The organism is Burkholderia pseudomultivorans (assembly GCF_001718415.1).
In the GTDB taxonomy this organism is placed as follows: domain Bacteria; phylum Pseudomonadota; class Gammaproteobacteria; order Burkholderiales; family Burkholderiaceae; genus Burkholderia; species Burkholderia pseudomultivorans_A.
Genome location: NZ_CP013378.1, coordinates 4716970 through 4743756, shown reverse-complemented (window position 1 = coordinate 4743756; position 26787 = coordinate 4716970). Strand labels below are relative to the sequence as shown.

27 protein-coding genes are annotated in these 26787 nt (G+C 70.3%); 11 read left to right on the top strand and 16 right to left on the bottom strand.

All coding sequences use genetic code 11. The annotated features are described in order from the left end of the window. Nucleotides 1-162 precede the first annotated feature (162 nt). Nucleotides 163-936: a phytanoyl-CoA dioxygenase family protein gene (locus WS57_RS34255; RefSeq protein ID WP_009695498.1), complete on the top strand. Its 774-nt coding sequence runs from the start codon at nt 163-165 to the stop codon at nt 934-936. Nucleotides 937-955: 19 nt separating this feature from the next. On the opposite strand, the gene WS57_RS34250 is transcribed toward WS57_RS34255, so the two are convergent. Further along, nucleotides 956-1162, bottom strand: a complete 207-nt coding sequence (locus WS57_RS34250; RefSeq protein ID WP_040128495.1) for a DUF3185 family protein — start codon at nt 1160-1162, stop codon at nt 956-958. Nucleotides 1163-1346: 184 nt separating this feature from the next. On the opposite strand from WS57_RS34250, the gene mgrA reads away from it, so the two are divergent. Further along, nucleotides 1347-2390: an L-glyceraldehyde 3-phosphate reductase gene (gene mgrA / locus WS57_RS34245; RefSeq protein ID WP_009695496.1), complete on the top strand. Its 1044-nt coding sequence runs from the start codon at nt 1347-1349 to the stop codon at nt 2388-2390. Nucleotides 2391-2499: 109 nt separating this feature from the next. Here the strand turns inward: mgrA and WS57_RS34240 are convergent, their stop codons facing one another. The 3 genes from WS57_RS34240 to WS57_RS34230 all read right to left on the bottom strand — a co-directional run bounded on the left by WS57_RS34240 (nt 2500) and on the right by WS57_RS34230 (nt 5530). Next, complete coding sequence (locus WS57_RS34240; RefSeq protein WP_006482800.1) at nt 2500-2685, bottom strand: hypothetical protein; 186 nt, start codon at nt 2683-2685, stop codon at nt 2500-2502. Between the two features lie 303 nt (nt 2686-2988). Beyond that, complete coding sequence (locus WS57_RS34235) at nt 2989-3870, bottom strand: DMT family transporter (protein ID WP_059516880.1); 882 nt, start codon at nt 3868-3870, stop codon at nt 2989-2991. A gap of 409 nt (nt 3871-4279) precedes the next feature. Further along, nucleotides 4280-5530 (bottom strand): MFS transporter, encoded by a 1251-nt coding sequence (locus WS57_RS34230; RefSeq protein ID WP_069245401.1) that lies wholly within the window; start codon nt 5528-5530, stop codon nt 4280-4282. Nucleotides 5531-5860: 330 nt separating this feature from the next. Here WS57_RS34230 and WS57_RS34225 point away from each other — a divergent pair, with 330 nt between their 5' ends. Both WS57_RS34225 and WS57_RS34220 read left to right on the top strand, forming a co-directional pair. Beyond that, nucleotides 5861-6073 carry a hypothetical protein gene (locus WS57_RS34225; RefSeq protein ID WP_004198969.1) on the top strand — a complete coding sequence of 71 codons (213 nt, stop codon included), beginning with the start codon at nt 5861-5863 and terminating at the stop codon, nt 6071-6073. Nucleotides 6074-6122: 49 nt separating this feature from the next. Next, on the top strand, nt 6123-7154 hold the full coding sequence (locus tag WS57_RS34220) for a serine/threonine protein kinase (RefSeq protein WP_059516876.1): 1032 nt from the start codon (nt 6123-6125) through the stop codon (nt 7152-7154). Between the two features lie 69 nt (nt 7155-7223). Here WS57_RS34220 and WS57_RS34215 read toward each other — a convergent pair whose 3' ends face one another. Both WS57_RS34215 and WS57_RS34210 read right to left on the bottom strand, forming a co-directional pair. After that, on the bottom strand, nt 7224-8666 hold the full coding sequence (locus WS57_RS34215; RefSeq protein WP_069245400.1) for a coniferyl aldehyde dehydrogenase: 1443 nt from the start codon (nt 8664-8666) through the stop codon (nt 7224-7226). After that, complete coding sequence (locus tag WS57_RS34210; protein ID WP_069245399.1) at nt 8663-9085, bottom strand: hypothetical protein; 423 nt, start codon at nt 9083-9085, stop codon at nt 8663-8665. The genes WS57_RS34215 and WS57_RS34210 overlap by 4 nt, the downstream gene beginning before the upstream one ends. A gap of 214 nt (nt 9086-9299) precedes the next feature. Between WS57_RS34210 and WS57_RS34205 the strand changes: the two genes are divergently transcribed. Then, nucleotides 9300-10943, top strand: a complete 1644-nt coding sequence (locus tag WS57_RS34205; protein WP_059516870.1) for a GMC family oxidoreductase — start codon at nt 9300-9302, stop codon at nt 10941-10943. Nucleotides 10944-10957: 14 nt separating this feature from the next. Here WS57_RS34205 and WS57_RS34200 read toward each other — a convergent pair whose 3' ends face one another. From WS57_RS34200 to fliF, 6 genes are read right to left on the bottom strand one after another with little or no spacing between them, the layout of a single operon-like run. After that, a complete protein-coding gene (locus WS57_RS34200) occupies nt 10958-12232 on the bottom strand; it encodes a flagellar hook-length control protein FliK (protein WP_069245398.1) in 1275 nt (424 codons plus the stop codon). A 30-nt stretch (nt 12233-12262) separates the two neighbouring features. Then, nucleotides 12263-12721, bottom strand: coding sequence for a flagellar export protein FliJ (gene fliJ / locus WS57_RS34195; protein WP_009693656.1), 459 nt, complete (start codon nt 12719-12721; stop codon nt 12263-12265). A gap of 5 nt (nt 12722-12726) precedes the next feature. Next, nucleotides 12727-14241, bottom strand: coding sequence for a flagellar protein export ATPase FliI (fliI, locus tag WS57_RS34190; protein WP_409070504.1), 1515 nt, complete (start codon nt 14239-14241; stop codon nt 12727-12729). Nucleotides 14242-14276: 35 nt separating this feature from the next. Continuing rightward, the gene (gene fliH / locus WS57_RS34185; RefSeq protein WP_069245397.1) at nt 14277-14960 is read right to left on the bottom strand and encodes a flagellar assembly protein FliH; all 684 of its coding nucleotides are present in this window, start codon (nt 14958-14960) and stop codon (nt 14277-14279) included. Beyond that, nucleotides 14953-15948, bottom strand: coding sequence for a flagellar motor switch protein FliG (gene fliG / locus WS57_RS34180; RefSeq protein WP_040128474.1), 996 nt, complete (start codon nt 15946-15948; stop codon nt 14953-14955). The genes fliH and fliG overlap by 8 nt, the downstream gene beginning before the upstream one ends. After that, nucleotides 15938-17701, bottom strand: a complete 1764-nt coding sequence (gene fliF, locus WS57_RS34175) for a flagellar basal-body MS-ring/collar protein FliF (protein ID WP_069245396.1) — start codon at nt 17699-17701, stop codon at nt 15938-15940. The genes fliG and fliF overlap by 11 nt, the downstream gene beginning before the upstream one ends. Before the next feature lie 251 nt (nt 17702-17952). On the opposite strand from fliF, the gene fliE reads away from it, so the two are divergent. The 6 genes from fliE (at nt 17953) to WS57_RS34145 (ending at nt 21990) form a co-directional block, all read left to right on the top strand. Further along, nucleotides 17953-18297, top strand: coding sequence for a flagellar hook-basal body complex protein FliE (fliE, locus tag WS57_RS34170; RefSeq protein ID WP_040128472.1), 345 nt, complete (start codon nt 17953-17955; stop codon nt 18295-18297). A 231-nt stretch (nt 18298-18528) separates the two neighbouring features. Beyond that, nucleotides 18529-18963, top strand: coding sequence for a flagellar export chaperone FliS (fliS, locus tag WS57_RS34165; protein ID WP_040128471.1), 435 nt, complete (start codon nt 18529-18531; stop codon nt 18961-18963). After that, nucleotides 18960-19292, top strand: a complete 333-nt coding sequence (locus WS57_RS34160) for a flagellar protein FliT (RefSeq protein WP_009689772.1) — start codon at nt 18960-18962, stop codon at nt 19290-19292. Before fliS ends, WS57_RS34160 begins: the two co-directional genes overlap by 4 nt. 75 nt (nt 19293-19367) lie before the next feature. After that, nucleotides 19368-20702, top strand: a complete 1335-nt coding sequence (locus tag WS57_RS34155) for a flagellar hook-length control protein FliK (protein ID WP_059516866.1) — start codon at nt 19368-19370, stop codon at nt 20700-20702. Next, nucleotides 20699-21016: an EscU/YscU/HrcU family type III secretion system export apparatus switch protein gene (locus WS57_RS34150; protein ID WP_009689662.1), complete on the top strand. Its 318-nt coding sequence runs from the start codon at nt 20699-20701 to the stop codon at nt 21014-21016. The genes WS57_RS34155 and WS57_RS34150 overlap by 4 nt, the downstream gene beginning before the upstream one ends. A gap of 254 nt (nt 21017-21270) precedes the next feature. Continuing rightward, nucleotides 21271-21990, top strand: a complete 720-nt coding sequence (locus tag WS57_RS34145; protein ID WP_009689661.1) for a PepSY-associated TM helix domain-containing protein — start codon at nt 21271-21273, stop codon at nt 21988-21990. Between the two features lie 37 nt (nt 21991-22027). On the opposite strand, the gene WS57_RS34140 is transcribed toward WS57_RS34145, so the two are convergent. The 4 genes from WS57_RS34140 to rqpS all read right to left on the bottom strand — a co-directional run bounded on the left by WS57_RS34140 (nt 22028) and on the right by rqpS (nt 26378). Beyond that, on the bottom strand, nt 22028-23053 hold the full coding sequence (locus tag WS57_RS34140) for an XdhC family protein (protein WP_009689660.1): 1026 nt from the start codon (nt 23051-23053) through the stop codon (nt 22028-22030). Between the two features lie 272 nt (nt 23054-23325). Next, nucleotides 23326-24732, bottom strand: coding sequence for an amino acid permease (locus tag WS57_RS34135; RefSeq protein ID WP_009691260.1), 1407 nt, complete (start codon nt 24730-24732; stop codon nt 23326-23328). 166 nt (nt 24733-24898) lie between these two features. Beyond that, the gene (rqpR, locus tag WS57_RS34130; RefSeq protein WP_040128465.1) at nt 24899-25555 is read right to left on the bottom strand and encodes a response regulator transcription factor RqpR; all 657 of its coding nucleotides are present in this window, start codon (nt 25553-25555) and stop codon (nt 24899-24901) included. Nucleotides 25556-25562: 7 nt separating this feature from the next. Then, nucleotides 25563-26378 carry a quorum system sensor histidine kinase RqpS gene (rqpS, locus tag WS57_RS34125; RefSeq protein WP_069245395.1) on the bottom strand — a complete coding sequence of 272 codons (816 nt, stop codon included), beginning with the start codon at nt 26376-26378 and terminating at the stop codon, nt 25563-25565. Nucleotides 26379-26787 lie beyond the last annotated feature (409 nt).

The window sequence follows — 26787 nt, the reverse complement described above, 5'->3', positions numbered from 1 at the left end:
CCGCATACCGCCTGTCGATGAGGCCGGCCGCGCGCCGAACAGTTCCCTTGACCGCGATCAAATGGCCGATTGGCATGCCCCTGCGCACGACAATGGTGCTGTTCGCGGCATCCGGCGCCGATTTACAATCGTCACATTCACACAATAATCGCCTGGCATCCCATGTCGTCTCCATTGCAGTCGGAATCGATCCGCGCGCAAGTCGCGGAATTGCGCGAGCGCGGCTTCGTCGTCGCGCGCGGCCTCGTCGGCGAGCAGCAGTGCGCGGCGCTCAGGCGCATCGCCGAGCGGCAGTTGCAGGAAGCCGCGGAGCCGATCGAGTTTGAAGCGGACCTGCGCTATCCGGGCGCGCCGGATTCGAAGCATGCGCCGGGCGGCCATACGGTGCGGCGTCTGCTCGATGCGTACGGCCGCGATCCGGCCTTCGCCGAACGGGCGGTCGCGCCCGAGATCGGCGCATGGATGCGTGCGTATTTCGGCGAGGAGCCGGTGCTGTCGCGTGCGCATCACAACTGCATGATGACCAAGCATCCCGCGTACGGCAGCCTGACCGGCTGGCATCGCGACTTCCGCTACTGGGCGTTCGAGCGCGCGGATATGGTGTCGGTGTGGCTCGCGCTGGGGCCGGAGACGAACGAGAACGGCGCGCTGTGGCTCGTGCCGGGTTCGCATACGGCGGAATTCGGGCCGGAGGCGTTCGACGACGCGAAGTTCTTCCGCAGCGACCTGCCCGGGAACCGCGCGATGATCGACGCTGCGGTCTGCCCGCCGCTCGCGACCGGCGACGTGGTGTTCTTCCACTGCAACACGCTGCATTCGGCCGGCCAGAACCGTTCCGACCAGGTGAAGTTCTCGCTCGTGTACACCTACCACGGCGCGAGCAACCGGCCGGTGCCCGGCACGCGTTCGGCCGCGAAGCCCGAAGTGCCGTTCTGAGCGGCGGCGGCCGAGACGCTCAGCGCTTGCCGCCCGGCATCGCGAGACCGATCAGGCCGATCAGCGAGGCGACGGCGCCGCCGGCGATCAGCAGGATCGTCTTCGTGGCGGGCGAGCCGGTGAAGAAGCGCGACATGTTGTCGTTGAGCGAATGAAACGACTGGCCGCCGAAATACAGCAGCACGACGCCGCCGACCAGCAGCGCAACCGAGATGACCCGGGACATACCAACCTCGCTGAAACGGTGATTCGAGACGCCGCAGTGTAGGCGACGACCGCGCTCGCGTCCATTGCCGTGCGCGCTTGCGCCGGGTTCGCTACCATTACCGACGCAGCTTTCCTTCGCCGCCGGCGCGCTGCATGCAGGCGTCGGCGCGCGCCTCTGTCCGACGTCCTGACGGGAAACCTCCATGGCCTACGAAGCAGCTTCCGAACGTTATGCCGACATGCAATACCGCACCTGCGGCCGGTCCGGGCTCAAACTGCCCGCACTGTCGCTCGGCTTGTGGCACAACTTCGGCGACGCGACGCCGATTACGACGCAGCGCGAGATCCTGCGCACCGCGTTCGACCTCGGCATCACCCACTTCGATCTCGCGAACAACTACGGGCCGCCGTACGGCAGCGCGGAAACCAATTTCGGCCGGCTGCTGAAAGAGGATTTCCGGCCGTACCGCGACGAACTGCTGATCTCGACCAAAGCCGGCTGGGACATGTGGCCGGGCCCGTACGGCAGCGGCGGCGGCTCGCGCAAGTACGTGCTCGCGAGCCTCGACCAGAGCCTGCAGCGGATGGGGCTCGACTACGTCGACATCTTCTATTCGCACCGCTTCGACGCGCACACGCCGCTCGAGGAGACGGCCGGCGCGCTCGCGTCCGCGGTGCAGCAGGGCAAGGCGCTGTATATCGGCATCTCGTCGTATTCGGCCGCGAAGACGCGCGAGATGGCCGAGCTGCTCGCGCAGTACAAGGTGCCGCTGCTGATCCACCAGCCTTCGTACAACCTGCTCAATCGCTGGGTCGAGCGCGAACTGCTCGATACGCTCGACGAGATCGGCACCGGCAGCATCGCGTTCACGCCGCTCGCGCAGGGGCTGCTGACGTCGAAGTACCTGAACGGCGTGCCGGCCGACGCGCGCGTGAACAAGCCGGGCGGCGGCTCGCTGAAGCAGGATCACCTGAGCGCGGACAACCTCGAGCACGTGCGCAGGCTCGACGCGATCGCCAGCCGGCGCGGGCAGAGCCTCGCGCAGATGGCGCTCGCCTGGGTGCTGCGCAACGGCCGCGTGACGTCCGCGCTGATCGGTGCGAGCCGCGCGGAGCAGGTGCGCGAAAACGTCGGGGCGTTGAAGAACCTCGAATTCTCGGCGGAAGAACTCGCGGAAATCGATCGCTACGCGACCGAAGGCGGGATCAATCTGTGGGAAAAGCCGTCCACCGATCAGGCGATCTGACCGGCAGTCGATGCGGCGTGCGACCGTGTGCGCACCTCGCATCGCGCGACTTGTGCCGCATCGCCGCACGGCGGCGATGCATGGCATGCGCGAGCGGCGCGCAGCGTCGCTAGATCAGAGCAGGCAGGCCTTCGACCAGCAGCACGGCGACACCGACCCCGAGGATCACGCCGAGCACGCGCAGCAGGTTGTGACGGAACTGGGTCGCGCACGGCACCGCGCCGAGAAACAGCGCACCGGCCAGCGCCATCGGAATCAGGAGGATGAAGTCGCCGATCGTGAAATAGGTCGTCATGCGGTGTCTCCTACGTGTGCCGAAGCCGCGCCTGCATGCGCGCACTCCGGCCCCATGCCGGGTATTTCTCTATGAGTCCGGCCCGAGTGCGAGCGGGCGGTCCATTCGAGTATAGGCAACCCGGCGACGTTTTTCGCTATCCGAACCATTAAAAATCGGCGGAAAGCCGCGCGAAATACGCACTTTCCCGGCGATCCGGACGAATTCCTTGCGCGCGTCTTTCCGTTTGCTTTCGCTTTGCGCAAAAACGTCGTACCCGACCGAGGCGGGCCGCCGCACGTATCGACGCGGCGGCCCGCCCGCTCATGCGCGTTCGGTGCGCGCGCGACCGGCCGGTGCGCGGAACACCAGCGCGAGGCCCGCGACGATCGCGCCCATCCCGGCCAGCGCGAGCGGTTCGGGCCGATTGCCGAGCCAGACGGCGTCCATCAGCGTGGTGACGACGGGCACGAGATAGAACAGGCTCGTCACGTTGACGAGGTCGCCGCGCTGCATCAGCCGGTAGAACAGCAGTTGCGCGATCACCGAGATCACGATGCCGAGCCACAGCAGCGGCACGACGAACGACCAGCTCGGCTCGAACGCGATCGGCCGGAACGGCGCGATCGCCACGCACAGCGCGAGCCCGATCGCGTTCTGCAGCGGCAGCACGTCGGCGGGTGCTGCGCGCACGCGTTTCTGCAGCAGCGAACCGACGGTCAGCGCGGCGAGCGCGGTCAGCGCGCAGGCGATGCCCGCGAGCGGCAGGCCGGCGCCGCCGACGCCGCGGCACACGATCAGCGCGAGGCCGGCGAGTGCGAGCGCGAGCCCCGCGACACGCGCGGGCTGCCAGCGCCGCTCGACGAACGCGAGCGTGAGGATCGGCTGTACGCCGAGGATCGTCGCGAGCACGCCCGGCGCGATGCCGCGCTCGAGCGCGAGCAGATAGAAGATCGAATAGCCGCCCATCATCAGCAGGCCGGTCAGCGCGGCCATGCGCCGTTCGCCGCGCGGCGGCAGCCAGCGTCCGCGCATCGGGGCCAGCGCGAGCAGCACCAGCGAAGCGAGCGCGAAGCGCGCGGTGAGAAAGGCGAACGCGGATGCGTGACGCAGACCGAGTTCGGCGAAGATCGCGCCGCTGCTCCACAGCAGAACGAAGAGCGACGTCGCGCCATGCGCGGCAAGCGCGCGTTTGAACGAAACCATGAGAATCCACCTGTCGAACGGATCAGAACGTTCCATGCGCGCGCACGGCACGACGTCGCGCGTCGGGACGCACGAACGGGCGCAACAGCGCGCAGGGAAGACGAAACGAGAAGCCGGCGAGTCAGCCGGCGCGTGCCGCCGGCGGGGGCGGCGCGGCGCCGACGAGCGGCGGTGCGACAGGAGGCGGGAGGATCGACGGATGCGCGCACGCCCGCGGCCGCGCGTCGGGCAGCGGCCGGGATCTTGCAAGGGCGGACGTGAGCGGATGCATCGTGTCGGAATGCAATCGAATGCGGATGAGCGTCAAAGGTAACGCAATGTCCGCATGCAGCGCAACCGGCAACGCGCGGGCTTCAGCACGGTCCGTGGAACCGTCGTGCATCGCTCGCGTGCGCGAAGCCGCACAGCGTCATGCGTGGCCGCTGCGTTCGCGACCGCGCAGCCACACCGCGGCCGCGCACCCGACGACGAGCAGCCCGGCGACGAGCGCCACGACGCCCGGCCAGCCGTGCGTGCTCCAGAAGCGCCCGCCGAGCGAGCCGACGATGCTCGAGCCGAGATAGTAGGACAGCAGGTACAGCGCGGCGGCCTGTCCCTTGCCCTGCGTCGCGAGGCGGCCGACCCAGCCGCTCGCGGTCGAGTGGCCGGCGAAGAAGCCGAACGTCACGCACGCGATGCCGGACGCGATCGCGGCGACCGGCTGCAGCAGCGTCAGCGCGGCGCCGGCGAGCATCACGACGACGCTCGCGATCAGCACGCGGCCGCGCCCGAACGAGTCGGCCATGCGCCCGGACCACGGCGACGCGAACACGCCGACCAGATAGACGACGAAGATCGCGCCGATCGTCGCCTGGTTCATCGAATACGGCGGCGCGAGCAGCCGGTAGCCGACGTAGTTGTACAGCGTGACGAAGCCGCCCATCAGCATGAAGCCCATCGCGAACAGCACGGGCAGTTCGCGGCGGCCGGCGAGATGCCGCGCGAGGGCGGCGCGATGGTGCGCGAAGCCGAGCCCGCGGCGCGGCGTGAAGTGACGCGACGGCGGCAGCAGCGCGCGAAACGCGAGCGTCGACGCGAGGCCGAGCACGCCGATCGTGCCGACCGCGACGCGCCACGTGAACAGGTCGGCGAGCACGCCGGCGATCACGCGGCCGGACATCCCGCCGATCGCGTTGCCGCCGACGTAGAGCCCCATCGCGAGGCCGAGCCCGTCGGGATGTACTTCCTCGGCGAGATACGCCATGCCGACCGCGGGCACGCCGCCGAGCGCGAGCCCGGTGAGCGCGCGCAGCACCAGCATCTGGTGCCAGTGCGGCGCGAACGCGGCGATCAGCGTGAGCAGCGACGCCAGCGTCAGCGACGCCGTCATCAGGCGGTGGCGGCTCAGTCCTTCGGAGACGAAGCCGGCGACGAACACGGCGGCGGCGAGCGCGGCCGTCGAGAACGACAGCGCGAGACTGCTCTGCGCGGGGCTCGCACCGAACGCGGCCGAGAATTCGGGCAGCAGCGGCTGCACGTAGTAGAGCAGCGAGAAGGTCGCATAGCCGGCGAACAGCAGCGCGACGCTCGCGCGCCAGTAGCTGCGCGAGCCGCGTTCGAGATACGGGGGCGATGCGGGCGAGTGCGACGCGGTGGGCGTGGTGCCGGTGGGCGCAGTCACGCGATCTCTCCTGAGGGCGGGGCAAAGGACAGACGATACGCCAGCAGCGGAAATCGCGCGTTCGGCAGCGGCCCGGACGGATTCGGCGGGCAGTCACATCCGACAGGGTATGATGGGGGTATCCGCCCGTGCAAGCGCACGCGCGGCGCAGTGGTTGATTGGAGACATTCGACGAAATCGCGGCGTTTTGCCCGCTTCTTCTTCTTTTCGCGCTTCGATAAACCGTGAACAATGGGATCACGCGCAACGCTCCGGCGAGGGCGGCGCGGATCGCGCATTTGCCGGCCCGTCAGCGGGCCGGGTTTCAAGTTTCAAGAGTGGGGAACCATCATGCATGTCGGGTCGATTGTCTGCACTACCCATATCGCGGTGCCCAAGGGCGCGCGCGGCATCGTCCAGCGCATTCTGGGCGACATGGCCATGGTGACCTGGTACGCGGGCGTGCCGGGCGAGTCGAAGGAACTCAACACCGAGCCGTTCTTTCTCGAGGACCTGATCGATACCGGCGAATCCGTGCTGCCGGCCGGCGCGGCGCTTCACTGAACGTGCGCGGCGCGCCGGACGCTCGTCTTTCCGTGCGGCGCGCGGCACAATGCGGGGCATGAACGAAGTCACTTCCGCCCCCGCTTCTCCCGCCGGCCCGCCGTTCGCCGGCCTCACGCCCGAGTGCGTGCTCGACGCGCTCGACAGCGTGCTGATGCCGGCCGGCCTGCGCACCGACGGGCGCCTGCTCGCCCTCAACAGCTACGAGAACCGCGTCTACCAGGTCGGCGTCGAGGACGGCCCGCCGGTCGTCGCGAAGTTCTATCGTCCGGCGCGCTGGTCGGACGACGCGATCCTCGAGGAACATGCGTTCGTCGCCGAACTCGCCGCGCGCGAGATTCCGGCGGTGCCTGCGCGCGAATTCGACGGCCGCACGCTGCACGCGTTCGGCGGCTTCCGCTTCTCGATCTTCGAGCGGCGCGGCGGCCGCGCGCCCGATCTCGATCGCAGCGACACGCTCGAATGGCTGGGCCGCTTCATCGGCCGGATCCATGCGGTCGGCGCGACGCAGCCGTACGTCGCGCGTCCCGTGCTCGACATCCGCACGTTCGGCTACGAGCCGCGCGACTATCTGCTCGCGCACGATTTCATTCCGGACGACGTACGACCCGCGTATCAGACGGTCGTCACGCTCGCGCTCGAAGGCGTCGAGGCGGCGTTCGAGCGTGCGGGCGAGATTCGCCTGCTGCGCACGCACGGCGACTGCCATCCGAGCAACGTGCTGTGGACCGACGCAGGCCCGCATTTCGTCGATTTCGACGACAGCCGGATGGCGCCCGCGGTCCAGGATCTGTGGCTGCTGCTGCCGGGCGATCGTGCCGGCGCGTCGCGCGCGCTGGCCGACCTGCTGGCGGGCTACGAGGATTTCTGCGAATTCGATCCGCGCGAGCTGCACCTCGTCGAAGCGCTGCGCACGCTGCGGCTGATTCACTACGCGGCGTGGCTCGCGCGGCGCTGGGACGACCCGGCGTTTCCGGCCGCGTTCCCGTGGTTCAACACGCCGCGCTACTGGGAAGCGCGCGTGCTCGAACTGCGCGAGCAGATCGGCGCGATGCAGGAAGGGCCGCTCTGGCCCGTATGACGCGGATGACGCGCACGACGACGTGCGCGGTTATTCCGGACGGGCCGCGACGCGCGCGGCCCGCGCCATTCAGAACTTCAGCATCATCTTGATCACGGCCGCGAAGCGCTTGCCGTACGGCGGCGCGATCAGCCCGCGCAGGTTCATGCGCGCCTGCGTGAGCACCGGCTTCATCTTCGAGAACGTGACGAAGCCGTCGTAGCCGTGATACGCGCCCATCCCGCTCGCCCCGACGCCGCCGAACGGCAGGCTGCCGCAGGCGATGTGCATCAGCGCCTCGTTGATCGTCACGCCGCCCGAGATCGTCTCGTGCATCACGCGCTCGATCGTGCCGCCGTCCTCGTCGAACAGGTAGAGCGCGAGCGGTCGCGGGCGCGCATTCACGTACGCGATCGCCTCGTCGAGCCGTTCGTACGGCACCAGCGGCAGCAGCGGCCCGAAGATCTCCTCCTGCATCAGCGTCGATGCGGCCGGCACCTGCGTGACCGCGCACGGCACGAAGCGGCGCGACGCGGGATCGGACGCCGCATCGGACAGCGGATGCAGCTGCGCGCCGGCCGCCTGCGCTTCGTCCGCGAGATGCTGGAGCCGCGCGAAGTGGCGGTCGGACACGATCGTCGTGTAGTCGCCGTTGTTCGGCAGATCGGGATACAGCTTCGCGAATCGCGCGCGGGCGCGCTCGATGAAGGCGGCTTCCATGCCGCGCGGCAGCAGCACGTAGTCGGGTGCGATGCAGGTCTGGCCCGCATTCAGCGTCTTGCCCGCGACGATCGCATCGACGGCGGCGTCGAAGCGCGCGTTCGGGCCGATGATCGCCGGCGACTTGCCGCCGAGTTCGAGCGTGACGGGCGTCAGGTTGTCGGCCGCGGCGCGCATCACGTGACGGCCGACATGCGTCGAGCCGGTAAACAGCAGATGATCGAACGGCAGCGTGCTGAACGCGGCGCCGATCTGCGCGTCGCCGCTTACGACCGCGACGTGGTCGCGCGAGAAGGTCTTCGCGATCAGCTGTTCGAACAGCGCCGACGTGCGCGGCGTCAGCTCGGACATCTTGATCATCGCGCGGTTGCCGGCCGCGAGCGCGCAGATCAGCGGGCCCGCGGCGAGCAGCACCGGATAGTTCCATGGCGCGACGATGCCGACCACGCCGAGCGGTTGCGGCATCACCTTCGCGCGCGCGGGGCGCAGCCACTTGTTCATCGGCTTGCGGATCGGCTTCATCCAGCGCTTGCCATGCCGCAGCGCGTCGTCGATCTCTTCCTTCGCCATCCAGATTTCCGCGAGCAGCACTTCCTGTTTCGAGCGATGGCCGAAGTCCGCGCTGATCGCGGCGGCGAGCTCATCCGCATGGTCGATCAGCATCGTGCGCAGCGCGCGCAGGTGCTTGGCACGCGTGTCCCATGCCGGATACGGCGCGCGCAGGTAGGCCGCGCGCTGGTCGCGCAGCAACGCGCTCATCGCGTCGATCGACGCTTGCGCTTGCGGGGCCAGTTCGGGCAGGTCGTTCTTCATGTCGTCTCCTCCAGGATCGGGTGGCGCATCGGCGGGCAGGCGAAAGCCGGGTGCAACGGGCGGCAGGCGTCGTATCCGCGCGACGGTGCCGGCGCGCGAAAGAGGTCGCGTGCGGCGCGTGACGGCGGCCGGACGCGACGCCGTTCGGCTTCGCGAAACCGCTGCGCGTACATCGTGTGCTGCACCGAAGCGGGGCAGCGCGACGCGTGCGCGAGCGCGGCTTCGCAAGCGTTGTCGTGTGACGAAGCCGGGCGTTCCAAACGGTCGGCGGCGCCGCGCGCCGTTCGATTTGCATCGGCTGTGCGCATCGCGTCGCGCGCGTGCGGCAGTACCGTCGTTTGAAATGAAATGCCGCGCGTGCGCGACGCATCTTGGCGACCCGGTCGACACACGGCCTGCAGAACCCGACGCTGCATCATCGTCTCTCCCGTTTCGCGACGGAATGGCTTCTGGCGGCCGGTGCGTCGCGCGAAGCGAATCGGTACATCTTAAATTTAGTTCACGCGGGCGTTTAGAGGAATCGCTCTTGATTCGATGCGCCGCGTGCGCGACGGCCGTTCCTACAATGCCCGAACACTACAAGGCGGGAACCGGGCCGCGCCGGGCGCCCCGCATGACACGAAGGAGACGTGCATGCAATACGACTACATCATCGTGGGTGGCGGGTCGGGCGGGTCGAGCCTCGCCGGCCGCCTCGCCGATGCCTGCCCCGACGCGACCATCGCGCTGATCGAGGCGGGCTCGCACACCGAACGCAACCTGCTGGTCAACATGCCGGTCGGCATCGCGGCGCTCGTGCCGTTCAAGCTCGGCACCAACTACGGCTACGAGACCGTGCCGCAGCCGGGCCTCGGCGGGCGGCGCGGCTATCAGCCGCGCGGGCGCGGGATGGGCGGCTCGAGCGCGATCAACGCGATGATCTATACGCGCGGCCATCCGCGCGACTACGACGAGTGGGCGCAGCTCGGCGCGACCGGCTGGGGCTGGCAGGACGTGCTGCCGTATTTCCGCCGCGCGGAAGGCAACCAGCGCGGCGCCGATGCGTGGCACGGCGCGGACGGCCCGCTCACGGTATCGGATCTGCGCTTTCGCAATCCGTTCTCCGAACGATTCATCCAGGCCGCGCATGCGGCGGGCTACCCGCTCAACGACGACTTCAACGGCGCGACGCAGGAAGGCGTCGGCTTCTACCAGGTCACGCATCGGGACGGTTCGCGCTGCAGCGTCGCGCGGGCCTACATCTACGGGCGCAACCGGCCGAACCTGCACGTGATCACCGATGCGACGGTGCTGCGCGTCGGCTTCGACGGCAAGCGTGCGGTCGGCGTCGCGGTGTCGCGCAACGGCCGCGTCGAGACGCTCGGCGCGCGCGCGGAAGTGATTCTGTCGGCGGGCGCGTTCAATTCGCCGCAACTGCTGATGTGCTCGGGCATCGGCCCGGCCGATCAGTTGCGCCGGCACGGGATCGCGGTCGTGCAGGATGCGCCGGACGTCGGGGCGAACCTGATCGATCACATCGACTTCATCATCAACACGCGCGTGAATTCGTCGGAGCTGGTCGGCGTCTGCCTGCGCGGGATCGCGAAGATGACGCCCGCGCTGGCGCGCTATTTCTCGAGCCGCACCGGGATGATGACGAGCAACGTCGCGGAAGCGGGCGGCTTCATCAAGAGCGATCCGTCGCTCGATCGTCCCGACCTGCAGTTGCATTTCTGCACCGCACTGGTCGACGATCACAACCGCAAAATGCACTGGGGCTTCGGCTATTCGCTGCACGTGTGCGCGCTGCGTCCGTTCAGCCGCGGCACGGTCGCGCTCGCGAGCGGCGATGCGCGCGATGCGCCGCTGATCGATCCGCGCTTCTTCTCCGATCCGCGCGATCTCGATCTGCTGGTGCGCGGCGCGCAGGCGATGCGCCGGATCCTCTCGCAGCCGCCGCTCGCGTCGCAGGGTGGACGCGAGCTCTATACGCGCGCCGACCAGAGCGAGGCCGAGCTGCGCGCGACCATCGTCGCGCACGCGGACACGATCTATCACCCGGTCGGCACCTGCCGGATGGGTTCGGATGCGCGCGCGGTCGTCGATCCGCAGCTGCGCGTGCGCGGCGTCGACGGCCTGCGCGTGGTGGACGCGTCGGTGATGCCGACGCTGATCGGCGGGAACACCAATGCGCCGTCGGTGATGATCGGCGAGCGCGCGGCGGACTTCATCGTCGCGGCGCGCAAGGGCGCGGCGCCGCGCGGCGAGGCCGCCGCGGCGGCGACGCACGGCCGCTGAGCGGCCGGCGATGCTCAGGCAAACGTATCGACGAGGCCTGCGCGGCTCACGGTCGCGGCGGCCGATGCGGACGGCGCGGCGTCGACGGGTGCATCGGCGACTGACGATCCGGCGCCCGCGCGTCGCGACGACTGGCCGCCGGCGTAACCCTGCTGCGCGTTTTGCTGCTGCGACGCGAAGCCGCCGTCGCTGACGGTCGCGCTGCCGAGCCCGAGCCCGCCCGCTTCCATCGCTTCGCGCAGCTTCGGCAGCGCGGCCTCGACCGCGTCGCGCACCTGCGCGTGCTGCGACACGAACAGCGCATGCGCGTGATTGTCGGCGACGCGCAGCACCACCTGCAGCGGCCCGAGGTCGGGCGGGTTCAGCGTGAGTTCGGCGCTCTGCTGGTGCGCATTCGACAGGAACACGACCTTCTGGCTCAGCGCATCGGTCCAGTCGGTGCTGCCGACCTGCGGCGCGAGCACGTGCGTATTGGCGGCGGCGACCGCGCCGGCGGCCGGCGAGGCCGGCAGGTTCGCCTGTGCGGCTGCGGTCGCGGCGGCCGCAAGCGTCGCGGCGGTGTTCGGCTCGGCGCTGTCGCCGGCCGCCGTCAGCGCGTGCGCGCCCGATTGCGCGGCCGCGTCGGCCTGCAATGCCGGTACGGCTGCCTGCGGCTGCGCTTGCGGGGCGGCGAGCGCGCCTTTCGCGTCGGCGAGCGCGTGCGTGAAGGTCGGCAGTTTCGCGGGCAGCGCGGCGGCGGTCGATGCGGACGCGGACGGTGCGGCTGTGCCGCTCGTCGCCGGCATCGCGATCGCGCCGGTATTGCCCGTCAGCTTCTCCAGCGCTGCGTGCAGTGCGTCGCGGCTCGAACCGGGCGCGGCGTCCTGAACCGACGCCGGTGCGACCGTGGCCGTCGCGTCGGGCTGGCCGGCCTGGGCCGCCTGCTGCGCGGCCGCGTCGGCCGGCGTCGAACCCGTCTGCAACTGCGCCTGCACGGCCGCGGCCGCGGCGAGCGCGGCGGCGTCGGGGTTCGGCGCGGCGGTGGCGGCCGACGCGGCTGCGGTGGCTGCCGTGGCGTCGTCGGCCGGCTTGTCGTCGTCCGGTTTCGACGTCGCGTGCTTCGATGGCGCCGCCGTGCCGGCGTCGGTCTGGTCGTGCCGCGTGACGACGCGCTGCTGCAGCGTCTGCGCGAACGGCGCGGGGGCGGTGCTCGTCGCGGCGTCGGTGCCGGACGATGCGGCGCTTCGGCTCGCCTTGAGCGCGGAGCCGGCGGTGTCGAGCAGCGCGCCGAGCTGGGACAGGGAAGGCATGGCGATTCTCGGTTCGAAAACGGTGAGCGGTTACGACGAACGGGCCGCGTCGGCCCGCATGCGCAGGACCTTGGCGGCGTGCTCGTCGGCGTCGCGCTGTTCGCGCTTGGCGGCGCGCTGCGCTTCCTGCGCGACGCCGCGCGCCTGCAGGATCTCGTACGAGCCGACCGCGCGCTTCTTCTGCTGCCAGTTCGGCCGGGCCTCGTCGATGCGGACTTCGGCGGCGGCCAGCACGTTGCGCTGCTGCGCGATCGCCGCGTCGAGCGTGTCGAGGAATGCCTGGAAGTTGCGCCAGTTGCCGGCCGGCATCCCGTGCTGCGCGGATTGCGAGAAGCGTACGTGATACTCGTCGCGGTAGCGCAGCAGCGCATCGAGCTGCTCGGCGGCCGCCGTGCGGTCGCGCTGCGCGGCGCCGAGCTGCTTGGCCGCCGTGTCGAGGTCTTCCTGCGCGCGGTCGAGCAGGAACTGCAGGGGAAAGCCGTGAGCCATGTGCGTCAGCCTCCTTGGTCGAACAGCGCATCGAGCGCAGCCAGGCTCGACGCGAACGGCGCGCATTCGCGAAAGCCCTGCTGCAGGAACGACTCGATGCGCGGATAGAGCGCGATCGCGCGGTCGAGCTGCGCGTCGCGCCCGGGCGCGTACGCGCCGACGGCGATCAGGTCGCGGTTGCGCTGGTAGCGCGACAGCATCTGCTTGAAGTGGCGCACGCGCTCGAGATGTGCGTCGTCGATCAGCGCGGTCATCGCGCGGCTGATCGACGCCTCGATGTCGATGGCCGGATAGTGGCCGGCCTCGGCGAGCGCGCGCGACAGCACGATATGGCCGTCGAGGATCGCGCGTGCCGAGTCGGCGATCGGGTCCTGCTGGTCGTCGCCTTCGGTCAGCACCGTATAGAACGCGGTGATCGAGCCGCCACCTTCCGGCCCGTTGCCGGTGCGCTCGACGAGCGCGGGCAGCTTCGCGAACACCGACGGCGGATAGCCCTTGGTCGCGGGCGGCTCGCCGATTGCCAGCGCGATCTCGCGCTGCGCCATCGCGTAGCGCGTCAGCGAATCCATCAGCAGCAGCACGTGCTTGCCCTGGTCGCGGAAGTATTCGGCGAGCGACGTCGCGTACGCGGCGCCCTGCATCCGCAGCAGCGGCGACACGTCGGCCGGCGCGGCGACGACGACCGAGCGCGCGAGCCCGTCCTCGCCGAGGATCTGCTCGATGAATTCCTTCACTTCGCGGCCGCGCTCGCCGATCAGCCCGATCACGATCACCTCGGCGCTCGTATAGCGCGCCATCGTGCCGAGCAGCACCGACTTGCCGACGCCCGAGCCGGCGAACAGTCCCATCCGCTGTCCGCGGCCGACGGTGAGCAGCCCGTTGATCGCGCGCACGCCGACGTCGAGCACATGGTGGATCGGTTCGCGATCGAGCGGGTTGATCGACGGCGCCGACAGCGGCGCGTCGAGTTTCGATGCGAGCGGGCCGAGGCCGTCGAGCGGCCGGCCCGACGCGTCGACGACGCGGCCCAGCATTTCCCATCCGACCGGCAGGCGCTTCGCGCCCGCGAGCGGATCGGCGACGGGCGCGCGTTCGAGCGGCCATACGCGCGCGCCGGGCAGTACGCCGGCGACGTCGGTGGTCGGCATCAGGAACAGGCGGTCGCCGGAGAAGCCGACGACTTCCGCTTCCGCGTGCGGCAGCGTGCTGCCGGGCGGCAGTTCGATCGTGCATTCGGCGCCGACCGACAGGCGCAGCCCGATCGCCTCGAGCACGAGCCCGGCCGCGCGCGTGAGTCGCCCGCACGGGCGCAGCGGCAGCGCGTGCCGGCTGCGCGACGACAGCGCGTTCAGGTGCGTGCGCCAGTGGGCGAGGTGCGGATTGTCGGGCGCGCGCGGCAGGTCGCGCGCGGCGGGTGCGGCGGCCGACGACGGCGGCTGCATGTCGTGCGTGCCGTGCGCGTCATGCGCGGCGTCCGGGCCGAACGACGCGAGCGCGAGTTCGCGTTCGAGCGGCGTCATGCCGTCGTGCGCGAGCGCGTCGGACGGGCGCGGCGTCACCACGCGCCCACCTTGCCGATCGCGGCGGCCACGCGCTGCCAGCGTGTCGGCAGCGTCGCGTCGACTTCGCCGGTCCCCGCATGCGCGCGGCAGCCGCCGCGCTCGATCGACGCGTCGGTGCGCACGCTCCAGCCGAGCGCGTCGAGATCGTCCTGCAGATACGCTTCGACGACGGGCAGGTCGGCCGGATTCACCGCGAGGTGCGGGGCGCCCGACAGCGCGGGCTCGGCCGCGAGCACCTCGCGCACCGCCGCGACGAGCGCGGCCGGATCATGCTTCACGTGCTGGCGCACGACCTGCTGCGCGATGTCGAGCGCGAGCTGCGCGACGTCGGCGGCGAGATCGTGCTCGGCGTTCGCGATCGCTTCACGAAACGACGCGGCGAGCGCCGCGAGCTGCGCGGCCTGTTCGCGCGCTTCGGCGAGGCCGGTGTCGAAGCCTTGCTGGCGGCCCTGCTCGAAGCCCGCCTGGTAGCCGCGCGCCTGGCCTTCGACGTGGCCGGCCGCGTGTCCTTCGGCATGCGCGGCGTCGCGCACGCGCTGCAGTTCCTCGGCGAGCGCGGCGGCGGCCGCCGCCGCATCGTCGGGCGGCGGCGGGGGCGGCGGCGGATCGAACGACGCCATCTCCCACCGCTGGTAGGCGGTGAGGCTGCCCGCGCGGTCGCTGGCCGACTCAGACATACGCGTCTTCCGCCTTACCGCCGATCACGACCTGGCCGCTCTCGGCGAGGTTGCGCACGATCTGCAGGATGCGGCGCTGCTGCGTCTCGACTTCGGACACGCGCACCGGGCCGCGCGCGTCGAGATCCTCGGCAAGCAGTTCGGCCGCGCGCTGCGACATGTTCGCGAGGAACTTCTGGCGCAGCGCGGGCGGCGCGCCCTTCAGCGCGACGATCAGCGTCTCCGACTCGACTTCCTTGAGCACCATCTGGATCGCGCGGTCCTCGAGGTCGAGCAGGTTCTCGAACACGAACATCTGGTCGATGATCTTCTGCGCGAGATCGGGATCGTACTGGCGCACGCTTTCGAGCACGCCTTCCTCGTGGATGCTCGTCATGAAGTTCAGGATCTCGGCCGCGGTGCGGATCCCGCCCATCGGGCTGCGCTTCAGGTTGTCGCTGCCGGACAGCAGGCCCGTCAGCACGTCGTCGAGCTCGCGCAGCGCGGCCGGCTGGATGCCGTCGAGCGTCGCGATGCGCAGCATCACGTCGTTGCGCAGCCGCTCGGCGAAGCACGACGCGATCTCGGACGCCTGGTCGCGATCGAGGTGCACGAGGATCGTCGCGATGATCTGCGGATGCTCGTTCTTGATCAGCTCGGCCACCGCGCCGGAGTCCATCCACTTCAGGCCTTCGATGCCGCTCGTGTCGCTGCCCTGCAGGATGCGGTCGATCAGCACGCCGGCCTTGTCCTCGCCGAGCGCCTTGGTCAGCACCGAGCGGATGTACTCGCTCGAATCGAGCGACAGCGCGGTGTGCTGCTCGGCTTCCTTGACGAAGTCCTGCAGCACGTCCTCGACCTGCTCGCGCGTGACGTTCTTCAGCGCGGCCATCGCGGCGCCGATCTTCTGCACCTCGCGCGGCGCGAGGAACCTGAATACCTGCGCCGCCTCTTCCTCGCCGATCGACATCAGCAGCAGCGCGCTCTTGGTCAAGCCTTCAGCGTTCATCGGACACCCAGTTCTTCACGACGGTCGCGACGATCTTCGGATCCTGGCGGGCGATCGTGCGCGCGTAGTCGAGGTTGCGTTCGTAGCGGTGCTTCTCGTTCTCGAAACCGAGCAGCATCGGATCATCCGCTTCGGCCTGTTCCGGCGCGGGCAGCCCGTCGAGCGCGACCGGATCCTCGGGCGCCGCGAGCGCCGGCGCGGCCGGCTCGGGCGGCGGGAACGCGCGGCGCATCGCCGGCCGCACGAACATGAAGTAGAGCGCCGCCGCGGCCGCCGCGATGCCGAGCCATTTCGCGGCTTCCTTCGCCATCTCGACGATGTCGGGCTGGCGCCACCACGGCAGGTCGGCGTTCGGGTCGGGGACGGTCGAGAACGCGCTGTTCACGACGTTGACCGAGTCGCCGCGCTTCTCGTCGTAGCCCATCGCGTCCTTCACGAGCTGCTCGATCTGCGCGAGCTTCGCGGGCGGCAGCGGCTGCATCGTCACGTGGCCCTTCGCATCGGCGACCGGCTGGTAGTTCACGACCACCGCGACCGACAGCCGCTTCACGCTGCCCATCGGCTGTTCGAGATGGCGGATCGTCTTGTCGAGCTCGTAGTTGGTGGTCTGGTCCTTGCGGTCGCTGACCGGCGTCGTCTGCGGCGCGTTCGCGCCGTTGCCCGCGACGATCGGCGCGGACGCGGGCTGCGGCGGCGTGTTCGACAGCGCGCCCGGCACGCCCGATGCACCGCTTTGCGCGAGCTCGGTCGAGGTGCTGGTCTGCTGGCTGCGGATCGCGCTCTGCTGCGGCGAGCCGTTCGGGCCGTAGTTTTCCGAGGTCTGCTCGAGCCGCGAGAAATCGATGTCGGCGCTGACCTGCGAGCGTGCGTTGCCGGCGCCGAAGATCGGCGCGAGGATCGCGTCGATGCGCTTCTGCGTGTTCTGCTCGACCTGCTGCACGTACTTGAGCTGGCTCGCGTCGAGGCCGGACGCCGATGCGGGCTGGGTCAGGAGGTTGCCGTCCTGGTCGACGATCGTCACGTTCTTCGCGGACATGTCGGGCACGCCGGACGACACCATCCGCGTGATCGCCTGCACCTGGCCTTCGTCGAGCACGCGGCCCGGGTAAAGGTCGACGAACACCGACGCGCTCGGCGCTTCCTTGTCGCGCACGAACACCGACGGCTTCGGGATCGCCAGGTGCACGCGCGCGCCGCGCACCGCGTTGATCGACTCGATGGTGCGCTGCAGCTCGCCTTCGAGCGCGCGCTGGTAGTTGACCTGCTCGGCAAACTGGCTGATGCCGAATTTCTGGTTGTCCATCAGCTCGAAGCCGACCGAGCCGCCTTTCGGCAGGCCCATCGCGGCGAGCTTCAGGCGCGTTTCGTGGACCTGGTTCGACGGCACGAGGATCGCGCCGCCGGCATCGGCGAACTTGTAGGGAACGTTTGCCTGCTGGAGCGCGGTAATGATCGCGCCGCCGTCGCGGTCCGACAGGTTGCTGTACAGCACGCGATAGTCGGGCGCACGGCTCCACAGCACGAGCGCGGTGACGACCGCCACGACGAAGGCGACGGCGATCACCAGCGGCAGCTTCGGGTTGCCCTTCATCCGCGCGATGCCGGGAATGCGTTCGGTGAAGCCGCCGAGCCCGAAGTCCGCGGCCGCGCCGCCCGAGCCCGGGAGCGCGGCGGCCGCGGCGGCGCCGGGCGCCGGGCTGGCGAGGCCCGCGCGGGCGTCGGGGTTGATCAGCGAATTGGCCTGCGAATCCATGCGTCGAGGTTCTCCGGAGCGGGACGACTGAGCCGCTCGGGCGAGCGGGCGGACAATGACACGATGCGATTATCGGGATCCGGGGCGCGCTCCGATCGACCGAAAAGAGCGGGGTTTCCCCCGTACTTTCACGGCTTTGCCGCGTGGGGCGCTGCTATGCTTGTTCGCGATCCGGCATGGCGCGCGCGGTGCGGCGCCGGCGGATCGCCCGGCGCGGCCGGGCTTTCTTTCTATGGATGCGTGGGGACGGCATGACTGCGAACGTCAGCGGAATCGGTTCGGTGTTGCAACAGATGCAGGCGATGGCCGCGCAGGCGTCGGGCGGCGCGACGAGCCCGGCGGCGGCGCTCGCCGGCTCCGGCGCCGCGACGGCCGGCACGTTCGCGAGCGCGATGAAGGCGTCGCTCGACAAGATCAGCGGCGACCAGCAGCACGCGCTCGGCGAGGCGCAGGCGTTCGAGGTCGGCGCCGCGAACGTGTCGCTGAACGACGTGATGGTCGACATGCAGAAAGCCAACATCGGCTTCCAGTTCGGGCTCCAGGTCCGTAACAAGCTGGTGAGCGCGTACAACGACATCATGCAGATGTCGGTGTGACGGCGCACGGCCATCCGGGAGCCGCTACCGCGAGCCCCCTTGCCATTGCCCGTGCGGCGTAAGCAGCCCGCCCGGCAGCCGGCGATCCGGGGCGCGATCGTCCCGCGATCCCACCCCGTCCCGCTTGCCTAAAGCTTTTCAAATCCCTTCCGATAACTCCGGGAGAACGCCGCGTCGTGGGACGCACGGCGGCGGTATCCGCATAGCAAAGCACCGAACAAGGAGAAGCGCATGTTTTCCCCAGGACACGCTGGAGCCAATGCGTACGCGCGTGTCGGCGTCGAGACCGGGGTGATGGGCGCCTCCCCGCACCGGCTGATCGCGATGCTGTACCAGGGCGCGCGGCAGGCCGTGGCGCTCGCGCGCATGCATCTGCAGCAGGGCAACGTGGCGGCGCGCGGCGACGCGATCGGCAAGGCGATCCGCATCGTCGAGAGCGGCCTGCAGACGTCGCTGAACCGCGACGCGGGCGGCGAGATCGCGGCGCGCCTCGACGCGCTGTACGCCTATATCGGCCGGCGCCTGCTGGAAGCGAACGCGCAGGCGAGCGACGCGATGCTGGTCGAGGTCGACGGGCTGCTCGCGACGCTCGAGGAGGCGTGGACGGGCATCGGCCCGGAGGTCGCGCGCATGGCCGCGCAACAGGCCGCGGACGTCGCGCGATGAATCGCAACGCCGACTACTTCGCGCGCTACGAGGCGCTCGCGGCCGTGTCGGGCCGGATGCTGCGCGCCGCGCGCGGCGCCGACTGGAGCGCGCTGCCGGGACTGCAGGACGAGTACCTGCGGCTCGTCGACGGGCTGAAGGCGGCCGAGCCCAGCGTGGCGCTCGACGAGTCGGAGCTGGGCCGCAAGCTCGACCTGATCCGCCGGATCCTGGCCGACGACGCGGCGATCCGCGATCTCGCCAGCCCGGAAGTCGCGCGGCTGTCCGCGCTGTTCGAGGCGCGGCGTTCGACGCACGTGCTGACCGATCTCTACCGCGCGCGCGGCTAGCGCCGGTTTGTTCCGGGAGCGGGGCGCCGTGTCCGGCATTCGCAACGAGGTGGCCGAGGTGGGCAGGCTCCGATCATGACCGGTATCGACTCCGTTGCGGCCGCGCTGCTGGCGAGCCGCCTCGACAGCCTGCTGACCGGCGCCGTGTCGTCGGCCGCCGGCGGCGGGGCGACCGCGCAGGTCGGCACGCCGGGCGCCGGCGCGTCGCCGTCGCCCGCTGCGCCCGCGCCGGGCGGCGCGCCGCCGGCCTCCACGCAGACGGCGCTGTCCGAGGTCGGGCGCGTGCTCGACGCGATCTCGCGCGCGGGCGGCGACGCGACGCCGGCGGTGGTCGGACGCGCGCCGCTGCTTGCCGATCCCGCCGTGCTGCTTGCCGATCCGGCCGATCCAGCTGCTTCGGCCGATGCGTCCGCCGCGCCGGGCGCGCCGGCGTCGGCCGCCTCGGCGGCCCGCGACGCGGCGGCGCCGCCGCCCGCCACGGCGTTGCGCGCGGCGCTCGCGCAGGCCGTCAGCGAAAGCGGCCTGTTCTATGAATCCCATCTGGCGCAGTGGCTGGCCGGCCAGCGGCCGCTTGCCGCGCTGCTGCGCGAGCCGCAGGCGCGCCTCGCGGCGGCGCAGGCCGGCGACGCCGATGCGGTGCCGCCCGATGCGCTCGACGAACTGCTCGCGCAGCGTCCGTCGCTGCCGGCCGCGCGAGCGGCGGCGCAGCCGGGCGTATCCGCGTCGGGTCCGTCCACACCGGGCGGCGCCTCGTCCTACGCGCCTGCGCAGGATCCCGCGGCGGCCGCGCGGCCGCATGCAGCGTGGCCGCCGGGCGCGGCCGACCTGCCCGGCGATTCGCCCGAGCTGCGCTGGACGCCCGCCCGCGCCGAGCTGGCCGCCGCGTCGTCCGACGCGCCGGCGCAGACGCCGTCACCCGTGCATCCGGCCGCCGTGCCGCTGGTGCGGCAGCAGCTCGATGCGCTCGCGACCGACCAGTTCCGCTGGACGGGCGACGCGTGGCCCGGCGCGCGGCTCGACTGGACGATCGAGCCCGACGACCCGGGCGGCCGCGCTCCGCGCGGCGGCGACGACGCGGGCGACGGCATCGCGTGGCGCACGCGCCTGACGCTGACGCTGCCGTCGCTCGGCACGGTCGATGCGGAACTGGTGCTCAACGGCGCGCAGCTCGTCGCGCGCCTGCGCGCGAGCCACGCGGGCGCCGACCGCCTGACGCAGCACGAGGCCGCACTGCGCCGGCGCTTCGAAGGGTCGGGGCTGCAACTGGGCGGACTGTCGATCCGCGCGGTCGACCACGCGCCCGACGCGTTCGACCTGTTCGCCGCGCAGGCGGCCGCGACGGCCTATGCGCGCGGCGCAGCCGACGGGGCCGGGCCGCGCACGCCGGACGACGACGAGGCGCCGCGATGAGCATGACGTCCCGCAAGCGCGCGGCCGCGCTCGTCTACGACCCGAAAGGCGGCGACGCCGCGCCGCGCGTGGTGGCGAAGGGCTACGGTGCGCTGGCCGAGATGATCGTCGCGCGTGCGCACGATGCGGGGCTCTACGTGCATACGGCGCCCGAGATGGTGTCGCTGCTGATGCAGGTCGATCTCGACGACCGGATCCCGCCGCAGCTCTACCAGGCTGTCGCGGACCTGCTCGCATGGCTGTACGCGCTCGACCGCACCGACGCCGGGCCGGACGACGCGCCGCCGCGCTTTCCGCTGCCGCCGCTGCGCTGAGCGTCGTCGGCGCGCGGAAAACACGCCCACACTACAAAGGCCTTTCGGTCGGCATTTCCCGCCAACAGTCGGCCATCGCCACGCAATCTTCTCGCATTATTCGGCTTCTTCGGCTGCCAGGCCCGTCGCGGCGGGCCGGCTTCCGTTGAGCCTAATCTCAATTTATGTAATGATATCCATTCTCATTTTCATGCTGAACGGGCGGCGCGCTCTCGACGCGCCGCCCGTTGTTTTGAACGAATGGATACTTTCGCGTGAACGCGCCCGAAACCATCGACCCGCCGCGCGCGGGCGTCACCGTGCTGCATCCGTCGGCACGTCCGCTGACCGAGGCGGAACTGTCCGCGCGCCGCCATCGTTCGCGCCGCGCGACCTTCATCAAGTGGCTGCGCAAGGTGCACGGCTGGGTCGGGCTGTGGGGCGCGGTACTCGGGCTGCTGTTCGGCGTGACGGGCGTGCTGCTCAATCACCGCGCGCCGCCGCTGAAGATCCCGACCGGCGAGCCGCAGGTCGAGCAGATGCAGATCGCGCTGCCCGATCCGGTGCCGAAGTCGCCGGCCGCGATGACGCGGTGGCTGCAGCAGGAACTGCACTTCGACGGTCGCCCGGGCCGCGTGCGCAAGGAACCCGCGCAGGCCGTCGCGTGGGGCGACAAGCGCGTGATGCAGCCGGAGCACTGGCAGTTCGGCCTGTTCGGGCCGCACCAGAATCTGCAGGCCGAATACTGGGTCGGCAACGGCTACGTGTCGGTGAAGCGCACCAGCAACTCGTTCCTGGCGACGCTGAACAGCCTGCATCGCGGCGTCGGCATGGGGATCGGCTGGGTGCTGCTGATGGACACGATCGCGGGCTCGCTGATCCTGCTGTCGCTGACCGGCGTGCTGCTGTGGACCGAACTGAACAAGCGCCGCACGGTCGGCGTCGTGCTGGTGGCCGGCTCGGTCGCCGCCGCGCTCGTCGCGGGCCTCGCCTGACGCGTGCGCCGGCGTGCCAGCCAGGGCGCGCCCGCGCTTACAGCCCGCAGGCCGTGCCGCTGTTCGCGGCGATTTCGCGCGCGGCCTTCGCGCCTTCAACCTGCAGGATCGTCGGCAGCGACACGTTGTTCTTCGCGGCCGTGACTTCCGCGAGAATCGAGATCGCGATTTCCGGCGGCGTCCGGCTGCCGATGTAGATGCCGGCCGGCCCGTGCAGGCGCGCCAGTTCCGCTTCGTTCAAATCGAATTCGCGCAGCCGCTCGCGCCGCGCCGCGTTGTTGCGCCGCGAGCCGAGTGCCCCGACGTAGAACGCGGGCGTCTTCAGCGCCTCCATCAGCGCGAGGTCGTCGAGCTTCGGGTCGTGCGTGAGCGCGATCACGGCCGAGCGTGCGTCGAGCTTCATGTCGAGCACGGTGTCGTCGGGCATCGTATGCACGACGCGCGTGCCCGGCACGTCCCAGCCGTCCGTGTATTCGACGCGCGGATCGCACACCGTCACCTGGTAGTCGAGCCCGACCGCGATCTGGCATAGATAGCGCGACAGCTGCCCCGCGCCGATCACGAGCATCCGGAAGCGCGGGCCGTGGATCGTCACGAGCCGTTCGCCGTCGAAGGCGAGCCCGTCGGTCGCCTGCGCGGGCGACAGCGACGCGCGGCCGGTGGCGAGCGTCATCGTGCGCGTGACGAGGCGGCCGGCCTCGATTTCCGCGCAGAGCGCCGCGATCCCGCTGTCGCGCGTGAGCGGCTCCATCACGAGCTGGATCGTGCCGCCGCAGGGCAGCCCGAAGCGGTGCGCCTCCTCGGCCGTCACGCCGTATTTCACGGCTTCCGGGCGCGCGTCGGGCGCGATGCCGCTCGCATGCACGCGGGCGATCAGGTCGTCCTCGATGCAGCCGCCGGACACCGAGCCGACGACCAGCCCGTCCTCGCGCACCGCGAGCATCGCGCCTTCGGGGCGCGGCGACGAGCCCCAGGTCTTCACGACCGTCACGAGCAGCACGCGCCGCCCTTCTTCGAGCCAGCGCGCGCTGGATTTCAGTACATCGAGATCGACGCTTTCCATCATCTATTCCTGTTGCGGACGGCCTGCCGTGCCGGCCGTCGTTCGATGGCGGGATTATGAACCGCCCGGCGCGCGCGTGCAGGGCGGCTGCGGCCCGCGTGCGCAAATCCGGACGATCGGGCAAGAGAATGCGACGATCGGGCAGCGAGCGGGGGCGGGAGCCGCTGCGGCGCGCGTGCGGCCGGTTCGGCGGGAGAGGAAAGGCGCGGGGCCGTTGCAGCCCCGCGCGGCGGCGCGTGTCGTTGCGCGCGCGATGCGCGCCGGCGCGCCGGTCAGTGCGCGTCGCGGTGAGCGTGCGCGAGCTTCGAGTGATGCCGCGAGTACAGGAAGTAGATCACGAGCCCGATCACGAGCCAGATGCCGAACGCGGCCCACGTGATCGGCTGCAGGTTCAGCATCAGGAACAGGCACGACGCGACCGCGAGGATCGGCACCACCGGCACGCCCGGGCAGCGGAACGCGCGCGGCAGTTCCGGGTGCGTGCGACGCAGCACCAGCACCGCGATCGACACCATCGAGAACGCGGCGAGCGTGCCGATGTTGATCAGCTCGGCGAGCACGTTGAGCGGCACCAGCGCGGCGATCAGCCCGAAGAACAGGCCGACCAGCCAGGTCGTCAGGAACGGCGTCGCGTAGCGCGGATGCACGCGCGACAGCGTCGCCGGCAGCAGCCCGTCGCGCGACATCGCGAAGATCACGCGGGTCTGGCCGTAGCTCATCACGAGGATCACGGTCAGCATGCCGAGCACCGCGCCGAGGTCGATGAAGCCCGCGACCCACTTCTCGCCGGCCACCTGCAGCGCATACGAGATCGGGTGCGAGATGTTCGCGTATTCGGCCGACGGCACGATGCCGGTCGCGACCGCGGCGACCGTCACGTACAGCACCGCGCACACCGCAAGCGACGCGATGATGCCGATCGGCAGGTCGCGCTTCGGATTCTTCACCTCCTCGGCGGCCGACGACACCGCGTCGAAGCCGATGAACGCGAAGAACATCACGGCCGCCGCGCCGAACACGCCGTTCCAGCCGTGCGGCATGAACGGCTTCCAGTTCGCAGGCGTCACGTGGAACAGGCCGACCGCGATCACCAGCAGCACGACCGACACCTTGATGAACACCATGATGTTGTTGATGCGGGTCGACTCGCGGATGCCGATCGACAGCAGCGTCGTGATCACCAGCATCACCAGGAACGCGGGCAGGTTGAACCACGTGACGGCGCCGGGCACCGCGCCCGGTGCGGCCGTCAGCACGGTCGGCAGCGTCAGCCCGAAGCCCTGCAGCAGCGACTGCAGGTAGCCCGACCAGCCGACCGACACGGCCGACGCCGCGAGGCCGTATTCGAGCATCAGGTCCCAGCCGATGATCCATGCGACCAGTTCGCCGAGCGTCGCGTACGAATACGTGTAGATCGAGCCGGCGACCGGAATCGTCGACGCGAATTCGGCATACGACAGCGCCGCGAGCCCGCAGGCGATCGCGGCGATCACGAACGACAGCATCAGCGCGGGGCCGGCCTGCACGGCGCCGGTGCCGGTCAGCACGAAGATGCCGGTGCCGATGATCGCGCCGATGCCGAGGAAGGTGAGGTCGATCGCGCCGAGCGCTTTCTTGAGCCCGGCGGCGTGCGCGCCGGCGATCATCCGATCGACGTTTTTCTTGCGGAAGAGAGACATTGCGGGTGGAATCGCCAGTACGCGCGGGCGTGGCGACGCTGGCTGAGTGAAAACCCGTAATTTTAGCCGATTTGACGCGAATGACCCGCTGCGGCGCAACGGCACGCCGCGGAATCGTCCGATAAAACAAGCGCTTGCATGCCCGGCGACGGGATGCGGCGGTCCGTCAGGCGCCGGAGGCGGGCGACATGTCGACGAGCCGGTTGCTCATCACGTAGAAGGTGAGCTCCGCGTTGTTCGACAGGCGCATTTTTTCGAGCAGCCGCGAACGGTACACGCTGACCGTCTTCACCGACAGCGACAGCGTGTTGGCGATGTCGGTGAGCCGCTTGCCCGACGCGAGCATGCACAGCGTCTGGTATTCGCGGTCGGACAGCTTCTCGTGCGGCAGCGGCTCGTTCTCGAACGACACGTATTCGGCGAGCGCCTCGGCCATCGCGGGGCTCACGTACTTGCGCCCGGCCGCGACCTGCTGGATCGCGCCGATCATCTGCGCGGCGTTGACCGTCTTCGACAGGTAACCGGCCGCGCCGGCCTTCAGCGCGCGCACCGCGTACTGGTCCTCGCGGTACATCGAGAACATCAGCACCGGCGTGCGCGGCAGCTTGCGCTTCAGGCGCTTGAGCACCTCGATGCCGTTCGTGTCCGGCAGCGAGATGTCGAGCAGGATCACGTCGAAGGCCTGCCGGTCGACGGCGGCCAGCGCGTCGCCGCCGTTCTCGGCCTCGACGACCTCGCGCGCGACGCCGCGATCGACGAGCAGCTGGCAGATCCCTTGCCGGACGATCGCGTGGTCGTCCACGAGCAGGATGTTCAGGCTCATCGCGACCTCACGACAGCGATGCGCGACGCCGCGCGGCAGGCGCGGCGAACAGCGCGTCCCAGGCGAAGCGCGCGGTGACGCGCGTGCCGCGGCCGGCCGGTGCCGGTGCGAGGTCGAGGCTGCCGCCGAACGCTTCGCAGCGCGCGCGCATGCTGGCCAGCCCGTAACCGGCGCGGCGGCTGCGCGCGAAACCGATCCCATCGTCGGCAACGATCAGCGACAGATCGGTGGCGTCCGCATCGATCCGCACGTCGACGGACGCGGCGCGCGCGTGCTTCGCGACGTTCGACAGCGCTTCCTGCGCGACGCGGAAGATCGCGAGCGCGCCGTCGCCGGCCAGATGCGGCAGGCGTGCGTCGGCCGCGCACACGAAGCTCGTGCACAGGCCGGTGCGGGCCGCGTGCGCGTCGATCCACGACGACAGTGCGCCGACCACGCCCGCGTCGAGCGCCGGCGTGGCGCGTTCGTCGATCAGCCGGCGATTCGCGTCGGTGGCCGCGTCGAGCGCGCGCTGCGCGAGCGCCAGCGCGCGCAGGCAGCCCTCCGGCGCATCGGCCGGCAGCCACGTTTGAACGTTTGCGAGCGCGAAACGCGCAGCGGTGAGTTCGGCGCCGAGACCGTCGTGCAGCTCGCCGGCCAGATGGCGGCGGGCGGCTTCGTCGGCGGCGAGCAATTGGGCGGACAGCGCCGCGATGCGCGCGGCGCCGCTGTCGCGTTTCGGGATCGGGGCGGCCATGGGGGCAGTGGCGGCGCAGCCCTGGGCGGGCGGCCGCGACGGGAACGGGGCGTGAGCGCCCGGGGGCGCGTTAAGCGACGTATCCATGACTCTCCCTGCTGTCAGAAAGCGGTTCAGGCACCGGCCGGCCGCGCGGATCGGCAGTCGGATCGACGACGCCGACCGCCAGAGAATCGCTGCGTGCCAAGGTAACAAAAGTTACATCCTGTAACACCTTCATCCGACCCTTCGGCGTCCATCGGCGCGATGACCGCGCGCCGCGAATCATATCTCAAAAATAAGGAAAAGGTCATGCCGGACGGACATTTAAGGGTAATTGTGAATAATCGGATTGAACCGGGTGTAGGAAAAACACCGACACCGAAGGTGGGGGCGGCGGCGTGTCCAAATGTAACTATTTGAGATGGAATGGTCGCCTATTGTTACGAATTCGCCAAGGCAGGGGCGAAAAAAAACCGGAGCTTTCGCTCCGGTTCCTGATGCAGCGCAACTTCCG

Excerpts from the sequence above, each read along its gene's own strand:
- WS57_RS34255 (WP_009695498.1), top strand. The coding sequence starts at position 163 with ATGTCGTCTCCATTGCAGTCGGAATCGATCCGCGCGCAAGTCGCGGAA.
- WS57_RS34250 (WP_040128495.1), bottom strand. The coding sequence starts at position 1,162 with ATGTCCCGGGTCATCTCGGTTGCGCTGCTGGTCGGCGGCGTCGTGCTG.
- mgrA (WP_009695496.1), top strand. The coding sequence starts at position 1,347 with ATGGCCTACGAAGCAGCTTCCGAACGTTATGCCGACATGCAATACCGC.
- WS57_RS34240 (WP_006482800.1), bottom strand. The coding sequence starts at position 2,685 with ATGACGACCTATTTCACGATCGGCGACTTCATCCTCCTGATTCCGATG.
- WS57_RS34235 (WP_059516880.1), bottom strand. The coding sequence starts at position 3,870 with ATGGTTTCGTTCAAACGCGCGCTTGCCGCGCATGGCGCGACGTCGCTC.
- WS57_RS34225 (WP_004198969.1), top strand. The coding sequence starts at position 5,861 with ATGCATGTCGGGTCGATTGTCTGCACTACCCATATCGCGGTGCCCAAG.
- WS57_RS34220 (WP_059516876.1), top strand. The coding sequence starts at position 6,123 with ATGCGGGGCATGAACGAAGTCACTTCCGCCCCCGCTTCTCCCGCCGGC.
- WS57_RS34215 (WP_069245400.1), bottom strand. The coding sequence starts at position 8,666 with ATGAAGAACGACCTGCCCGAACTGGCCCCGCAAGCGCAAGCGTCGATC.
- WS57_RS34210 (WP_069245399.1), bottom strand. The coding sequence starts at position 9,085 with ATGATGCAGCGTCGGGTTCTGCAGGCCGTGTGTCGACCGGGTCGCCAA.
- WS57_RS34205 (WP_059516870.1), top strand. The coding sequence starts at position 9,300 with ATGCAATACGACTACATCATCGTGGGTGGCGGGTCGGGCGGGTCGAGC.
- WS57_RS34200 (WP_069245398.1), bottom strand. The coding sequence starts at position 12,232 with ATGCCTTCCCTGTCCCAGCTCGGCGCGCTGCTCGACACCGCCGGCTCC.
- fliJ (WP_009693656.1), bottom strand. The coding sequence starts at position 12,721 with ATGGCTCACGGCTTTCCCCTGCAGTTCCTGCTCGACCGCGCGCAGGAA.
- fliI (WP_409070504.1), bottom strand. The coding sequence starts at position 14,241 with ATGACGCCGCTCGAACGCGAACTCGCGCTCGCGTCGTTCGGCCCGGAC.
- fliH (WP_069245397.1), bottom strand. The coding sequence starts at position 14,960 with ATGTCTGAGTCGGCCAGCGACCGCGCGGGCAGCCTCACCGCCTACCAG.
- fliG (WP_040128474.1), bottom strand. The coding sequence starts at position 15,948 with ATGAACGCTGAAGGCTTGACCAAGAGCGCGCTGCTGCTGATGTCGATC.
- fliF (WP_069245396.1), bottom strand. The coding sequence starts at position 17,701 with ATGGATTCGCAGGCCAATTCGCTGATCAACCCCGACGCCCGCGCGGGC.
- fliE (WP_040128472.1), top strand. The coding sequence starts at position 17,953 with ATGACTGCGAACGTCAGCGGAATCGGTTCGGTGTTGCAACAGATGCAG.
- fliS (WP_040128471.1), top strand. The coding sequence starts at position 18,529 with ATGTTTTCCCCAGGACACGCTGGAGCCAATGCGTACGCGCGTGTCGGC.
- WS57_RS34160 (WP_009689772.1), top strand. The coding sequence starts at position 18,960 with ATGAATCGCAACGCCGACTACTTCGCGCGCTACGAGGCGCTCGCGGCC.
- WS57_RS34155 (WP_059516866.1), top strand. The coding sequence starts at position 19,368 with ATGACCGGTATCGACTCCGTTGCGGCCGCGCTGCTGGCGAGCCGCCTC.
- WS57_RS34150 (WP_009689662.1), top strand. The coding sequence starts at position 20,699 with ATGAGCATGACGTCCCGCAAGCGCGCGGCCGCGCTCGTCTACGACCCG.
- WS57_RS34140 (WP_009689660.1), bottom strand. The coding sequence starts at position 23,053 with ATGGAAAGCGTCGATCTCGATGTACTGAAATCCAGCGCGCGCTGGCTC.
- WS57_RS34135 (WP_009691260.1), bottom strand. The coding sequence starts at position 24,732 with ATGTCTCTCTTCCGCAAGAAAAACGTCGATCGGATGATCGCCGGCGCG.
- rqpR (WP_040128465.1), bottom strand. The coding sequence starts at position 25,555 with ATGAGCCTGAACATCCTGCTCGTGGACGACCACGCGATCGTCCGGCAA.
- rqpS (WP_069245395.1), bottom strand. The coding sequence starts at position 26,378 with ATGGATACGTCGCTTAACGCGCCCCCGGGCGCTCACGCCCCGTTCCCG.